This is a genomic window from Streptomyces sp. NBC_01450 (assembly GCF_036227505.1).
Lineage (GTDB): Bacteria > Actinomycetota > Actinomycetes > Streptomycetales > Streptomycetaceae > Streptomyces.
In genome coordinates this window covers 6,681,983-6,696,426 of the sequence record NZ_CP109480.1, presented here as the reverse complement: position 1 = coordinate 6,696,426, position 14,444 = coordinate 6,681,983, and the positions used below count along the sequence as shown (strand labels likewise).

Annotated in this window: 14 protein-coding genes; 6 read left to right on the top strand and 8 right to left on the bottom strand. The window is 69.2% G+C overall.

Annotated elements, in window-relative coordinates:
- Positions 1–52: 52 nt before the first annotated feature.
- Positions 53–508, top strand: a complete 456-nt coding sequence (locus tag OG568_RS29930; protein WP_329533788.1) for a GNAT family N-acetyltransferase — start codon at positions 53–55, stop codon at positions 506–508.
- Between the two features lie 22 nt (positions 509–530).
- Here OG568_RS29930 and galK read toward each other — a convergent pair whose 3' ends face one another.
- Genes galK through galT form a run of 3 tightly spaced genes read right to left on the bottom strand, consistent with a single transcriptional unit; the run spans position 531 to position 3,705 of the window.
- On the bottom strand, positions 531–1,673 hold the full coding sequence (gene galK / locus OG568_RS29925; protein WP_266433870.1) for a galactokinase: 1,143 nt from the start codon (positions 1,671–1,673) through the stop codon (positions 531–533).
- 8 nt (positions 1,674–1,681) lie between these two features.
- Positions 1,682–2,644 carry a UDP-glucose 4-epimerase GalE gene (gene galE, locus OG568_RS29920; protein ID WP_266433868.1) on the bottom strand — a complete coding sequence of 321 codons (963 nt, stop codon included), beginning with the start codon at positions 2,642–2,644 and terminating at the stop codon, positions 1,682–1,684.
- Entirely contained in the window at positions 2,641–3,705 is a 1,065-nt protein-coding gene (gene galT / locus OG568_RS29915; protein ID WP_266582941.1) for a galactose-1-phosphate uridylyltransferase, read from the bottom strand. The genes galE and galT overlap by 4 nt, the downstream gene beginning before the upstream one ends.
- 153 nt (positions 3,706–3,858) lie before the next feature.
- Here galT and OG568_RS29910 point away from each other — a divergent pair, with 153 nt between their 5' ends.
- Both OG568_RS29910 and OG568_RS29905 read left to right on the top strand, forming a co-directional pair.
- Positions 3,859–5,538, top strand: coding sequence for a sodium:solute symporter family protein (locus OG568_RS29910; protein WP_266433864.1), 1,680 nt, complete (start codon positions 3,859–3,861; stop codon positions 5,536–5,538).
- Between the two features lie 20 nt (positions 5,539–5,558).
- Complete coding sequence (locus OG568_RS29905; protein ID WP_329533787.1) at positions 5,559–5,882, top strand: hypothetical protein; 324 nt, start codon at positions 5,559–5,561, stop codon at positions 5,880–5,882.
- A gap of 82 nt (positions 5,883–5,964) precedes the next feature.
- Here the strand turns inward: OG568_RS29905 and OG568_RS29900 are convergent, their stop codons facing one another.
- Both OG568_RS29900 and OG568_RS29895 read right to left on the bottom strand, forming a co-directional pair.
- A complete protein-coding gene (locus OG568_RS29900) occupies positions 5,965–6,255 on the bottom strand; it encodes a hypothetical protein (RefSeq protein WP_329533786.1) in 291 nt (96 codons plus the stop codon).
- 148 nt (positions 6,256–6,403) lie between these two features.
- Complete coding sequence (locus OG568_RS29895; RefSeq protein WP_329533785.1) at positions 6,404–6,817, bottom strand: ATP-binding protein; 414 nt, start codon at positions 6,815–6,817, stop codon at positions 6,404–6,406.
- Positions 6,818–7,042: 225 nt separating this feature from the next.
- Here OG568_RS29895 and OG568_RS29890 point away from each other — a divergent pair, with 225 nt between their 5' ends.
- From OG568_RS29890 to OG568_RS29880, 3 genes are all read left to right on the top strand, one after another.
- On the top strand, positions 7,043–7,894 hold the full coding sequence (locus OG568_RS29890; RefSeq protein WP_329533784.1) for a helix-turn-helix domain-containing protein: 852 nt from the start codon (positions 7,043–7,045) through the stop codon (positions 7,892–7,894).
- Between the two features lie 8 nt (positions 7,895–7,902).
- A complete protein-coding gene (locus OG568_RS29885; protein WP_329533783.1) occupies positions 7,903–8,115 on the top strand; it encodes a DUF397 domain-containing protein in 213 nt (70 codons plus the stop codon).
- Between the two features lie 68 nt (positions 8,116–8,183).
- Entirely contained in the window at positions 8,184–9,464 is a 1,281-nt protein-coding gene (locus OG568_RS29880) for an ATP-binding protein (RefSeq protein ID WP_329533782.1), read from the top strand.
- A 49-nt stretch (positions 9,465–9,513) separates the two neighbouring features.
- On the opposite strand, the gene OG568_RS29875 is transcribed toward OG568_RS29880, so the two are convergent.
- The 3 genes from OG568_RS29875 to OG568_RS29865 form a co-directional block, all read right to left on the bottom strand.
- Positions 9,514–10,218 (bottom strand): helix-turn-helix transcriptional regulator, encoded by a 705-nt coding sequence (locus tag OG568_RS29875; protein WP_266582949.1) that lies wholly within the window; start codon positions 10,216–10,218, stop codon positions 9,514–9,516.
- A 245-nt stretch (positions 10,219–10,463) separates the two neighbouring features.
- Positions 10,464–12,269, bottom strand: a complete 1,806-nt coding sequence (locus OG568_RS29870) for an outer membrane protein assembly factor BamB family protein (RefSeq protein WP_329533781.1) — start codon at positions 12,267–12,269, stop codon at positions 10,464–10,466.
- 93 nt (positions 12,270–12,362) lie between these two features.
- Positions 12,363–14,240: an outer membrane protein assembly factor BamB family protein gene (locus tag OG568_RS29865; protein WP_329533780.1), complete on the bottom strand. Its 1,878-nt coding sequence runs from the start codon at positions 14,238–14,240 to the stop codon at positions 12,363–12,365.
- Between the last annotated feature and the right edge of the window lie 204 nt (positions 14,241–14,444).

The following is a 14,444-nucleotide window of genomic DNA, read 5'->3' as shown; positions in this document are numbered from 1 at the left end:
CCGGGGGCGGGCAGCGGAAGGCAATTTGCAGAACTGATTGGCCAGCGCGTTTATGGTGAGCCGTATGTTTCGTATGGAGACAGGAGACGACAAAGACCGGCGTGATCTGCTCCGCCGGCGGCTGCGCGACACCAACACGCAGGCGTCTCCGGTCCTCCGTGCCCTGCGTGGCACCCCTGCCGAACGGGAACTTCCGCTCCACGTCTGGGTCTTGGACGCCGACGGGGTGCTCGCGGGCGGGCTCGTCGGTCACACCTGGACGACGTGGCTGCATGTGACGTACCTGTGGGTGGACGACGCCCACCGCGGCGCGGGCCTCGGCGCCCGTCTCCTCGCCGAGGCCGAGCGTCTCGCTCACGAGGAGCGCGGCTGCCGCGACTCCCGCCTGGAGACCTGGGACTTCCAAGCACCCGAGTTCTACAAAAAACAGGGCTACACGGTGGTGTGCGTGATCCCCGACTATCCGCCGGGGGTCACGGAGTACACCTTGACGAAGCGGTTGAGCTGACCGAAGGGTTCCTCGCGGGACGTCAGCTCAGGCGCCGGGCGCCGGCCGAAGGCACCGCCGGGAAGACCCGGGGAGCCCGGTAACCGGCGGAGCCGAACGCCTCGGTCACCGCCTTCGTCACCGTGTCCACATCGGCGGACTCCACCAGCACGATCGCCGAGCCACCGAACCCGCCCCCCGTCATCCGCGCCCCCAGCGCCCCCGCGGCGTTCGCCGTGGCAACCACCAGGTCCAGCTCCTCGCAGGAGATCCGCAGGTCGTCCCGGAGCGAGGCGTGCCCGTCCGTGAGGACCGGCCCGATCGCCCGGACGTCCCCGGCGTCCAGCAGCGTGATGACCTGATCGACCCGGTGATCGTCCGAGACGACGTGGCGAACGTATCGGCGTACACGCTCGTCCGAGAGGCGCGCGAGCGCGGCGTCGAGCTCCTCGTACGCGACATCCCGCAGATGCGAGACCCCGAGCTGCCGCGCGCCCTCTTCGCATCCTTCACGCCGCTCGGCGTACGCCCCGTCGCCCAGCGCGTGCTTCACCCGGGTGTCGACGACCAGCAGTTCCAGCCCCTGAGAGGCCAGATCGAAGGGGACCTGGCGGATGGACAGGTCACGGCAGTCGAGGTGCAGGGCGTGCCCCTCGGTGCAGCACGCGGACGCCGTCTGGTCCATGATCCCGCAGGGCACACCGACGAAGTCGTTCTCGGCGCGCTGGGCGAGGCGGGCCAGTTCGGGCCCGGTGAGGCCGAGTTCGTACAGGTCGTTGAGGGCGAGCGCCGTCACGACCTCCAGGGCGGCGGAGGAGGACAGGCCCGCCCCCGTCGGCACGGTCGAGGCGAGGTGCACATCCGCGCCCGTCACCGCGTGCCCCGCCTCGCGCAGCGCCCACACCACGCCCGCCGGGTACGCGGCCCAGCTGGTGTTGGTCAGCGGCGCCAGCTCGTCGACGTGCAGTTCGACGACCGGACCCTCGATGTCGGCGGAGTGCAGTCGCAGCACCCCGTCCGCGCGCCGCGACACGGCCGCCACCGCCGTGTGCGGCAGGGCGAGCGGCATCACGAACCCCTCGTTGAAGTCCGTGTACTCGCCGATCAGGTTGACCCGCCCGGGCGCCGCCCAGACGCCTTCCGGTGCGGTCCCGTACAGCTCCTCGAACCCCTCGCGTACGCCCACCGAATTACCTACCGCTCCCTGTTCTGAGCGAACGCCCACGCGTCCGCGACGATCCCCGCGAGATCCGCGCGGGACGGGTTCCAGCCGAGCCGCTCGCGCGCGGTCGCCGCCGAGGCGACGAGCACGGCCGGGTCTCCGGCCCGGCGCGGGGCCATGACCTCGGGGATCGGGTGTCCCGTGACCTGGCGGACGGTCTCGATGACCTCGCGGACGGAGAAGCCGTTGCCGTTGCCGAGGTTGCAGATGAGGTGCTCACCGGCGGTGGCCGCCTCGACGGCCAGCAGGTGCGCCTCCGCCAGGTCCGCCACATGGATGTAGTCGCGGACGCAGGTGCCGTCCGGCGTCGGGTAGTCGTCGCCGAAGACGGAGATCGCTTCCCGCCGTCCCTGCGCGACCTGGAGGACGAGCGGGATGAGGTGCGACTCGGGGTCGTGGCGCTCGCCCTGCGCCCCGTAGGCGCCGGCCACGTTGAAGTAGCGCAGCGACACCGCGCCCAGTCCGTGGGCCGCCGCCTCGCCGGTGATCATGTGGTCGACGGCGAGCTTGGAGGCGCCGTAGGGGTTGGTGGGCTTCGTCGGCGCGGACTCGACGATCGGGCTCTGCTCCGGCTCGCCGTACGTGGCCGCCGTGGAGGAGAAGACCAGCTTGCGCACGCCCGCCTCGCGCATCGCCGCGAGCAGCGCCATGCTGCCGCCGACGTTGTTGTCCCAGTACTTCTCGGGCTTCACGACGGACTCGCCGACCTGCGAGAACGCGGCGAAGTGGAGCACGGCGTCGTAGGAGGAGTCCAGCCACTTGGCGGCGTCGCGGATGTCGCCCTCGATGAAGGCGGCCCCGGCGGGCACGCCCTCGCGGAAGCCCGTCGACAGGTTGTCGAGGACCGTCACCTCGTGACCGGCCTCGATCAGGTGCTGCGCGACCACGCTGCCGACATAGCCCGCGCCACCCGTGACCAGGTACTTCCCACTCATGAACTCGCTACCTCTCGCAGTCGCTGGGCCGCGGTTTCCGGCGGCACGTCGTTGATGAACACGTTCATGCCGGACTCGGAACCCGCGAGGAACTTCAGCTTGCCGGAAGTGCGGCGAATGGTGAAAAGCTCGAGGTGAAGCGCGAAGTCGTCCCTGCTCACGCCCTCGAACTCCTCCAGCGCGCCGAACGGCGCCTGGTGCCAGGCGGCGATGTACGGCGTCGGAGGCTCGCCCTCACCGAAGATCCGGTCGAAGCGTCTCAAGAGTTCCAGATAGACCTGGGGGAACTCTGTGCGCGCCTCCTCGTCGAGCCCGAGCAGGTCGGGCACCCGCCGCTTGGGGTAGAGGTGGACCTCGTAGGGCCAGTGCGCGGCGTACGGCACGAAGGCGACCCACTGCTCGGTCTCCAGGACGATCCGGTCGCCCTCGGCGAGTTCGCGTGCGACGACGTCGTCGAAGAGGTTCTCGCCGCCGGTGGCCTCCTTGTGCGCGGCCAGCGAGCGCAGCATCAGGGCCGTACGCGGGGTGGTGAACGGGTAGCCGTAGATCTGCCCGTGCGGGTGGCCGAGGGTGACACCGATCTCGGCACCGCGGTTCTCGAAACAGAAGACCTGTTCGACGGAGGGGAGGTGGGACAGCTCCGCCGTGCGGTCCGTCCACGCCTCCAGGACGAGCCCCGCCTGCTCCTCGGTGAGGTCGGCGAAGGACGAGTCGTGGTCGGAGGTGAAGCAGACGACCTCGCAGCGCCCGGAGTCGCCGGCGAGCGAGGGGAAACGATTCTCGAAGACGACGACGTCGTACGAGGAGTCCGGGATCTCGCTCAGCCGGTCGCCCTGCGAGGGGCACAGGGGGCACTCGTTCGCCGGGGGGTGATAGGTGCGCCCCTGGCGGTGCGAGGCGATCGCGACCGAGTCGCCGAGCAGCGGGTCGCGGCGCACCTGGGAGCTGGTGACGGTGGGTTCCAGCGGGCGGCGGTCCACCGCGTCGCGCACCTTGTCGTCGCGTGCGTCGTAGTAGATCAGCTCACGACCGTCGGCGAGCCGGGTCGAGGTCTTCTTCACCGCTGGACTCCTCATCCACACCACACCCAACCATCAAACATAACCGAACACAACAAACCACAAAGCAACAGGAACGTCAATGCCTGCGGGGGTTTGGGGGGTCTCGGTGAAGCTTGGGCAGCGTCGTGGGACTCATGGGGCAGGGATACCGGCATGCATGCCCCCACATACCTCGCCGCAGGGCTCCGGCTCCCCACGAACGGGCTCGACTACACGATCCTCGGCATCTACTTCGCCGTCGTGCTCGGCATCGGCTTCGCCGCCAAGGCCTCGGTCAAGACCAGCCTCGACTTCTTCCTCTCCGGGCGCTCGCTGCCCGCCTGGATCACCGGCCTCGCCTTCATCTCCGCCAACCTCGGCGCGACCGAGATCCTGGGGATGGCCGCGAACAGCGCGCAGTACGGCGTCTACACCGTGCACTGGTACTGGATCGGCGCCATCCCCGCCATGGTGTTCCTGGGCCTGGTGATGATGCCGTTCTACTACGGCTCGAAGGTCCGCTCGGTCCCGGAGTTCCTGCTCCTGCGCTTCGACAAGGCCGCACACCTGCTGAGTTCGATCCTGTTCGCCTTCGCCGCGATCCTGATCGCGGGCGTCAACCTGTACTCACTGGCGATCGTGGTCGAGGCGCTGCTCGGCTGGCCGCAGTGGGTGGCGATCGTGATCGCCGGGTTCTTCGTCCTGGCGTACATCACGCTCGGCGGTCTGTCCTCGGCGATCTACAACGAGGTGCTGCAGTTCTTCGTGATCCTCGCGGCCCTGATCCCGATCGCCGCGCTCGGCCTGAAGCGGGTCGGCGGCTGGGACGGTCTGACCCACTCGCTCGACAAGACGCACGGCAGCGACTTCACCACCGCCTGGGGCGGTACGGGCATCGGGCAGGTGAACCCGCTGGGCGCGAACTGGCTGACCATCGTCCTCGGCCTCGGCTTCGTCCTCTCCTTCGGCTACTGGACGACGAACTTCGCGGAGGTGCAGCGCGCGCTCTCGGCGAAGAACCTGTCGGCGGCCCAGCGCACCCCGCTCATCGCGGCGTTCCCCAAGATCTTCATCGTCTTCCTGGTGATGATCCCGGGTCTGGTGGCGGCCGTCCTGGTGCCCAGGATCGGCACGGGCGGCTCGAACCTCCAGTACAACGACGCGGTCCCGTACCTGATGCAGGAACTGCTGCCCAACGGCGTGCTGGGCATCGCGGTGACCGGGCTCCTGGCGGCCTTCATGGCGGGCATGGCGGCCAACGTCTCGTCGTTCAACACGGTGTTCACGTCGGACATCTGGCGCAGGTACGTCGTGACCGACCGGGAGGACTCCTACTACGTCCGCTTCGGCCGTCTGATCACGGTGATCGGCGTGCTGGCGTCGATCGGCACGGCGTTCCTGGCGTCGTCCTTCTCCAACATCATGGCCTACCTGCAGACCCTCTTCTCCTTCTTCAACGTGCCGATGTTCGTGGCCTTCATCGTCGGCATGTTCTGGAAACGCGCGTCCGCGAAGTCGGGCTTCTGGGGCCTGCTGGCAGGCACGACGGCAGCGATGATCAACTACTTCGTCATCTACAAGCAGGGGATCATCGCCATCCCCTCCGACCAGGGCGCCAACTTCGTCTCGGCGATCGCGGGCTTCGTGGCCGGCGCGGTGGTGATGGTCGCGGTCTCCCTCTTCACGGCCCCCAAACCGGCGGAGGACCTCCAAGGCCTGGTCTACGGCACCGTCTCCCCCGGCATGGCCGAGCCGCCGGCCGTCGGCGACGACGCGTGGTACCGCAGGCCGGCGCTGCTGGGCTGGGGCGCGCTGATCCTGGCGGCGGCCTGCTACATCCCGTTCTCGTTCTGACGAAGGAGGCCTGAGCAACCATGTCCGACCACGACTCCGACCACTACTCCGATCGCGATGTCCAACGCGAGGTCACGGAGCTGGAGCACCAGTCCGCGACCGCGACCCGCCTCTTCGACATCCGCACCATCATCGGCGGCCTGTTCGTCGTCTACGGCGTCATCGTCACCCTCGCGGGCCTGACCGTCTCCGACGCCGAACTCGCCAAGGCCCAAGGCGTCAACATCAACCTCTGGACCGGCCTGGGCATGCTGGCCCTGGGCGTGTTCTTCCTGGTGTGGCTGTGGCTACGGCCGCTGGCTCCGCCGGTGCCAATGCCGGAGGAGAAGCCTCCGTCGGAATAGCTGGTGTGGGGCGGGGCTGGAGCGCGCGGGGGACTCCGGCCCCATGCGGCTACGCGGGCCCTTCGGGGATGAAGAGGTCTCCTCAGACCCCGTCGTCATCGAACAGGTCGGTAGCTTCGGTCACGTGGATGGCTCGTTCCGACCAGGCCTTGAGCTGGTCCAGGTCGGAACACGCCCGCACGCGAAGCCGGACGGGGTCGGGAACTTCGATGTCTCGCCACTTCAAGATGTTCAAGATCACCTCGCTCCAATCCTCGACGCGCGTCTCCTCCCTCAGCTTCTGCGCGACCGGGTTCTTGAAGAAGTAGTTCACCGGAGCCATCAGGTCCCTCCAAATCTCCTTCGCCTGGGAATCCACCAGGCCAGACGTCACGAGCTCGCGGTGGAGCCGTCGAGGGATTGGCAGATCTGGGCCACCCGCGACCTCTATGGGGCGGGGTCACGACCGCCGGACCTGGCCCAAATCCGCCAATCAGTCTTCGGGGCGACAGCAGCGCGAGCAGAAAGTCTGCTTCAACGAGCTACGCCGCGGCCAGGTCACACCACACGTACTTGCCGCGCCGCCCGTTCCTGGTCAGCGGCTGCCACGACCACTCGTCGGCGCAGGCCCGGACCAGGGCGAGGCCGCGGCCCTCCTCGGCGTCGGTGAGCCGGTCCCACGGCAGGGACGGTTCGGGAGGCTGCGGGTCCGCGTCCCAGGCGTCGATGCGCAGGGTCCCGGCCCGCCACTGCACCCGTAGCGCCGCCTGTCCCTTCGTATGCCGTACGGCGTTGGAGACCAACTCGGCCGCGATCAGCTCGGCGACGTCGGTGAGGCGGATCAGACCGTGCAGGGCGAGGATCAGGCGGACGGTACGGCGACTGACGGTGACGGCGCGGAGGTCGTGGGGGATGTACATCATGTACTCCCAGGGTTCGGCAGCGGTTTCGGGCATGGGTGAACTCCGTTCGCGGGGAGGGGAGTTGAGGATGCCGGGCGGTGGCATTGGCGCAGCCGTCATGGCGTGACGGAGCGGTGCGCTTCCGGTGCCCCGGGGTTTCGCAGCGTGTGCGTCGCGTCACTGACGGTATGAGTAAAATTTGGGCCCGCGCAAGTCGCTGCCGTAATCTGCCCCTCGAACGAGTCACTGCCTCATGACAGTTGAGGCGAGGAGGAAGCCATGCCGCGCAGACGGCAGCCCACCGCACGACAGGAACGCCTGGGCACTGAACTGCGGAAACTGCGGGAAGCCTCAGGTCTCAAGGCGCGCGAAGCCGCCGCACTGGTCGGATCCGATTCCGCGCAGATAAGCCAGATGGAGTCCGGTATCGCGGGTGTGAGCGAAGAGCGCCTACGACGTCTCGCAGCGCATTACGCCTGCACGGACGAAGAGTTGATCGACGCGCTGGTGGCAATGGCGACCGACCGGACGCGCGGCTGGTGGGAGAAATACCGGGGACTGCTGCCCATGCCGTTCCTGGACCTCGCCGAGCTGGATTACCACGCCACGTACCGGTACAACGTGGAGTTCCTGTACGTCCCCGGCCTGCTTCAGACAGAGGCCTACGCCCGCGCCATCTTCTCGTACAGGGTCCCGGAACCGCCCTACGGTGAACTTGAGTTGCGTGTCCGCCACCGGATGGACCGGAAGGTCGTCATCGAGGGGCCCAACGCCGTCCCGTACAAAGCGGTGATCCACGAGTCGGCGCTGCGTATCAGAGTCGGCGACCGAGCCGCTTCACGTGCGCAGCTCGCCCGCATCCTGGAACTCTCCGAAGCAGATCACATCACCGTGCGTGTCATCCCCTTCGACCTGGACGGCTTCGCCGGGGCCGCAAGCGCCATGATGTACGTGGGTGGGGCCGTGCCCAAGCTGGACACCGCTTTGCGCGACACACCCCATGGCACGGCCTTCATGGACTCGGAGGCTCAACTCAGCGCGCTTCAAACACTCTTCCGTAAGGTAGAAGCAGTGTCACTGGACCCCGAACGCTCGCGTGATTTCATCCACAGGCTGTCGAAGGAACTGTGAGGCACGCCATGACGACCCTCGACAACTGGCAGAAGTCGTCCTTCTCAGGCTTCGGCGACGGCAACGACTGCCTCGAACTCGCCACCACCACCTGCACCCCCACCACCATCCACCTCCGCGAGAGCGAAGAACCCACCGCCCACCTCACCACCACCCCCACTCCCCTCTCCCACCTCCTCCACCACATAAAGACCGGCAGGCTCGGCACGCCCCTCGTCTGATCGTCGGGCCGTCCGGTCGCCCGGGGTTCGATCCGCGCGGAGAATGAGTAGTCGGCGAGGTGGCGATGATGCCGACATGGCGACTGCGGGACTTCCGCGACGACGACCTGGACCGTGCCATCCAGATCTGGGACCAGGACCGGCAGACGGACGACTCCCCTCCGGTGTTCCCCGTCTCCGAGGTCATGGCCGTGGCCCGGGCCGGCGGCCCCGCGGTGGTCGCGGTGGTCGGCGACGACCTGGTGGGCATGGCGGTGGCGCAGGCCCAGGACGAGCGGGCCTGGATCACGCTGGTGGCGCTCGCGGGGCACTGGCGCAGCCGGGGAATCGGCAGCGCCCTGATCGCCGAGCTGGAACGACGCCTGCGCACGCAGGGCATCCGCCGGATCGGTGCGCTGCTCGCCCCCGGGGCCACCGGAACCGCGGCGCTGGAGAACTCCGGCTACCGAACCCGGGACGGACTGGTCTTCTACGAGAAGGTCGAGCACCTCGGCACGAGCGACGCGGGTCTGCTCGCGGAACTCGGCGGGCGGGTACAGCCGGGCGGCCTGTGGACCGCCCTCGCGGGGATGGAGCGGGAGAAGGACACCATCGAGCGGCGGATCGTGCTCCCGCTGGCCGAGCCCGCACTGGCCGACCGGTACGGGGTGACGCCGCCGAAGGCCGTCATCCTCTTCGGGCCGCCGGGCACCGGCAAGACCAGCTTCGCGAGAGCCGTCGCCTCCCGGCTGGAGTGGCCGTTCGTGGAGCTCTTCCCGTCCCGGCTCGCGGCGGGCTCCGCCGGGGGCCTGGCCGCCTCGCTCCGGGACACGTTCCACGAGCTGGCCGGGCTGGAGACGGTGCTCCTGTTCATCGACGAGGTCGAGGAGATCGCCGGCGTACGGTCCGGCGTGGCCGTCGACCCCGGCCACGGGGTCACCAACGAACTGCTCAAGCTGATCCCCGGCTTCCGCGACCACGACGACCGGCTGCTGATCTGCGCCACCAACTCCGTCCGCTCCCTGGATCCGGCGTTCCTGCGCCCCGGCCGGTTCGACTACGTGATCCCGGTCGGACCCCCCGACGAAGCCGCCCGGGAGGCGATCTGGCGGCGCTACCTGGGCCGCGCCGCCGACGGGGTCGGGCTGCACCGGCTGGTGGAGGCCAGCGAGATGTTCACCCCCGCCGACATCGAGTTCGCCGCCCGCAAGGGCGCCCAGGCCGCCTTCGAACGGGAGATCACCGACCGCCGGGGCACCCCGGCCGACACCGAGGACTACCTCGCCGCCATCGCCGACACCCGTCCCTCACTCACCGAACAGGCGCTCACCGAGTTCAGGGAGGACATCGAGCGCCACGTGCGCATGTGATGCCGGGTACTCCCGAGCCCGGTCGGCGCCCGTGACATCGCCGTCCGTCTCAGCCGACATCCTCCGCGGCGCCCCCATGAGGCGTCGGCACCGGCCCCGCCCGGTCCAGCAGCCCCGTACGCGCGGCCAGGGCTGCGGCCTCCAGCCGCGACCCCACCCCCAGCTTCATCAGCACGCGCTGGACATGGGTCCGGGCGGTCGACGGGGCTATCCCCATACCGGCCGCGATGAGCCTCGTGTCCTCCCCGTCGGCGACCCTCACCAAGACCTCCACCTCGCGCGGAGTGAGCATCTGCAGAAGCCGCTGGCCCTCGTCGTCCGGTTGGGCGGCGGGGTTCAACAACTCGCTGAAGGCCCCCTGGAGCAGGGCGGGGGCCACCGCGGCCTCGCCCGCCCTCGCCTTCATGATGGCGCGCTCGACTCCCTCTATGCGCTCGTCATGACGTACGTAGCCGGACGCGCCCGCGGCGAACGCGGCGGCGATGCCGCGCGGGTTCGGGACCGGTCCCAGAACCAGGACCGCCACCTGCGGACGCTCCCGTTTGATCCTCGTCACCGGGTCGAAGATTCCCGGCTCGGCGGGTGTCGCCGTGCCGATCAGGCACACCTCCGGTGCCCTGGTGATCACCAGCTCCGCCGCTCCCGCGGCGGGCGCCGCCGCGGCGAGCACCCGGTGCCCCCGCAGTTTCAACGCCGAGGCCAACGCCTCGGCGAGCAGTCGGTGGTCGTCGACCACCATGAGCCGCACTCCCATCGAGCAACCCCCCAGTCCCCCCAAGCATCCCCACTGGTTCCCCGTGGATTAGGAGCCCCCCGGCTCTCCATCCCCCGGAAGCTACACGCTTGTTCGACGTTGCGCTCCCCCTACTGGTGAGAAGTGCCCCGGAATATCGAAATTCCTCGCATTCGGGAGTGATGAGGGGTAAACGAACGGCCCCGTCCCTGAGCTGGGACGGGGCCATGGTCAACAGAAGTTGACCTACGGTGTGCCGGACCGACCTACTGTGTGCCGAACGCGATCGCCAGGTACTCCTTCTCGGAGGCGCTGTACGGCTTGTGGGCGAAGATCCCGGACATGTACAGATGACCGTCGCTGTACAGGATCTCGGCGGAGTCCGGGAGCATGCTCGTCTCCGCGTCGTGGACCGACTCGGCCGCCGGGTTCTCCAGGAGCTTGGTCTCCTTGAAGGTGGTGCCGTCGATGCTCACGATCTGGCCGCCCTTGTCGTAGGGCGGGTGCTTGTACGCGAGGAGGTTGCCGCCGTCCATGCGCAGCGGGGAGATGTCGTAGCCGTCGCCCGAGTCCGCGCGCTGGCCGGTCTGCTGGCCGGTGCCCAGGTCGAAGGCCACGATCTCGTTGATCCGGCCGGACTGGCCGCCGTCGTGCTGCTCGGTCGGGATGTAGAGCCTGTCGTTGCCGACCGCCAGTTTCACGCAGTCTTCGATCCTGGTGATGCCGTCGCACTTGGCGGCGTACGTCTTGCCCGGCGCGGAGATCTTGGTGCGCAGCCGGCCGGTCTTGTCGTCGATGGAGAAGAAGTCCGAGACGCCGCTGCCGTCCCCGGCGGAGTCGCCGACGTCGGCGGCCACCACCAGCGGGTCGCTCGACACGACGCTCGCGTACTCGATGCCGGGCGACATCTTGTACTCCGAGATCACCTTCCCGGACGTCGGGTCGATGGTCTGGATGTGCAACTGCCGCGCGCTGCCGTACTCGCCGCACTTGCGGACCGCGACCAGCTTGTCGCCACCGCCGTACCCGGCGTCGTAGCAGCTGTCCGTGGGCTTCGGGGCCCACAGCGCCTTGCCGGTGGAGAGGTCGAACGCGGCGCCACCGCTGGTGCTGCCCACGGCGACGGTGTTCGCGCTGACGGTGACGTTGTTGAGGCTGATCTGCCGGTCACCGGACTTGACCGACTTCGTCCACAGCAGCTTGCCTGCGGCGAGGTCGAGGGCGGAGACCTCGCCGCAGCCGTGTGAGGCCTGCGCCTTGGTCGGCATGGCGGGCTCGTAGACGATCGCGGTGCGGCCGGAGTCGGAGGCGTGGGGGCTGGCCGCGCACACGGGGCCGGGGAGCTTGATCGTCCAGACCTTGGCGCCCGAGTCGGGGTCGTAGCCGTCGATCTCGGCGTTGCCGCTCTTGGCGTACACCTTGTCGGTGAGCCAGGAACCGACGGTGGACACGCTGGTCTCGGCGGGCACGGCGGGCGCGGGGACCTGGAAGAGGACCTTGGAGGTGGTGTCGGCGGGGACCTTCTCCTTGCCGGTGGAACCGGTGGTCTTGCCGCCGCCCGTACCGCCCTTGCCTCCGGTACCGCCGCTCGTACCGGAGGAGTTGTTCTTGCCGTCGTCCTTGCCGGAGGAGCTCGAGTACCGGACACCACCGCCGATGATCAGCGCGACGGCCGCGACGGCCGCCACGATGATGACCACCTGGCCGTTCGGCTTCCGCCCGCCGCCTCCGCCTTGGGGAACCTGGGGCTGCATCGGGTAGGCCGGCGGCTGCTGCGGATAGCCGTAGCCGTACGGGGGGCCCGGGGGTACCGGGGGTCCTGGGGGCTGGGCGGGCTGCTGGGCGGGGTACCCGTAACCCGGGCCCTGCGGAGGCTGCGGAGCACCGAACCCACCGGGCGGCGGGGCCTGCGGAGCACCGAACCCACCGGGCGGCGGGGCCTGCGGAGCACCGAACCCGCCCGGCGGCGGCGCCTGCGGAGCACCGAACCCGCCCGGCGGCGGCGCCTGCGGAGCACCGAACTCACCCGGCGGGGGCTGGTTCGGCGGTGGTGGGGGCGGCGGCTGGCTCATGGCGTGTCTACCTCGGATACGGATGCGGATGCGTCGGGGACGGAGATGCGGGAGAAGGAGATGGCGAACGGGCGAAGACGGCGTGAGCGCGCGTCACTTGCCGTAGGCCAGCATCAACTTCTCCTTCGACTTGTCGTTGCCCGTCAGCCGGGTGGTGGAGAGGTAGAAGCGCCCGTCCGCATAGTCGACCGCCTTCGAGAAGAAGCCGTTCTCGACCGACGCCGTGCCCTGTGGGTTCTGCAGCAGCTTGGTGGGCTTGTGGTCGCTTCCGGTGGTGGGGATCGACACGATCCGCCCACCGGCGTCGTACGACGGCTCGACGTACGCGATCAGCCGCGTGCCGTCCATCTTCAGCGGCAGCATCGACTCGGCGGCCGGGGACTTGACACGCCACTTCTCCTTGCCGGTCGACAGGTCGAAGGCGACGATCTCGTTGGGGCCGGTCTTCGCGTCGGTCGGCAGATACAGCGTGCTCGCGTCGGCGGCGGTGCCGAGACAGCCCGTCAGATCGCGGTCGAGGACGGCGAAACCGCACTCGGGCCTGAAGGTGTCGCTGCTCTTGAGTTGCGAGCGGACGGCACCGTCGTCCTTGAACGTGGTGACGTTGACCTTCTTCTCGTCCTTGTTGGTCATGTAGATGATGACGGGGTCGACGGAGTACGTGCGTTCGACCGTCCAGCCCTTGGGGATCTTCGTGGTCCACTTGGCCTTGCCGGTGGCCGGGTCCAGCTCCTGCACCTCGTCGTGCTCGGTGGTGGTCGCGGCACCGCAGGAGGCGACGGTCAGCAGCTTGGCGCCGCCCGCGAACGCGGTCGGGTAGCAGGCCTGGCCGTACTTCTCCTTGTCCCAGAGCTTCTTGCCGCTGATGATGTCGTACCCCGTGCCGGACTGCGAGCGGCCGACCATCAACGTCTTGCCGGTGACGGACAGTTCGATGGTGAGCGTGCTGTCGAAGAGCGCGCCGTCGGCGACCTTGCCGCTCCAGCCCCTGGTACCGGCGTCGAGGTCTATCTGCTGGAGCTGGTTGCACTTGGCGTTGTCGCCGGCACCGCTCTTGTACGCGACGACGACCTTGTCGTCGGACGTCTTCTGCGGGGTGACCGCGCAGATCGGCTGCGGGAACGCGATCGGGGCCCAGGCGGGCTTGCCGTCTTTGACGTCGTACGCGAACACCTGCTTGTACGCGGCCTTCACCGCCGCCTTGTCGGTGATCCACAGGCCGGGGGCGTCGGCGCCGGAACCGGGCGCGTCGGGCGCCTGCTTGTACCAGAGCACCTTCGCCTCACCGGCCTGACGGCCCGCGTTGAGGTTCTCGGGGTCCCCGCCGCCGTCACCGGGGTTGACCGGGCCGGCGGAGGAGGAGGCCTTCCCGCCCTTGCCGTCCTGGGCGACCGGCTTCTTGCCGTCGCCGCCCTCGCCGCTGACGGCCCAGACGGCGGCGCCGACGACGAGCAGCGCGGCCACGGCGGCGCCGATGACCACGGCCGGGCGGCCCTTGAAGGGGTTCCTGGAACCGCCGGGAGGCGGTGGAGGGGTCCCCGGGCCGCCGGGGCCGCCCGGGTACTGCGCCTGGCCCGGATGGCCGTACCCGGAGCCGTATCCGGGCTGCTGCCCGTACGCGGGCTGCTGACCGTACGGGCCGGGCTGGGCATACGGACCGGGCTGCTGACCGTAAGCGGGCTGCTGTCCGTACGGGCCGGGCTGGGCGTACGGACCGGGCTGCTGACCGTACGCAGGTTGCTGTCCGTACGGGCCGGGCTGGGCATACGGGCCAAGCTGCTGCGGATATCCGTAGCCGGGCGCCGGCGGACCTGCGGGCGGAGGAGGCGTGCCCTGAGACGTGTCGGGGGGTGCGCCGAACCCGCCCTGCGCCGGTGGCGCCGGTGGAACCGGTGGCGTCGACGGCGTCGGTGGCTGGTCCTGCGGTGCTCCGAAGCCGCCCTGCGGCGGCTCACTCGGCGGCTGACTCATCAGCGCGTTCCCCCTCGTTCACTGATGTGGCGCGCCACCGGTGGCGCGGTCGGCGGCGCCGATTTCGCGCCACACCGGTGGTTCTCAGACTGTTCTCAGACGGACCTTTCTACCACTCAGGAGACCTCGCACAAGGGGCCGGTTCTCCCCCTGTTCCCAAGGGAGGACCGGCCCGTGATGCCCTCGTTACGCGCCTTCACGCCC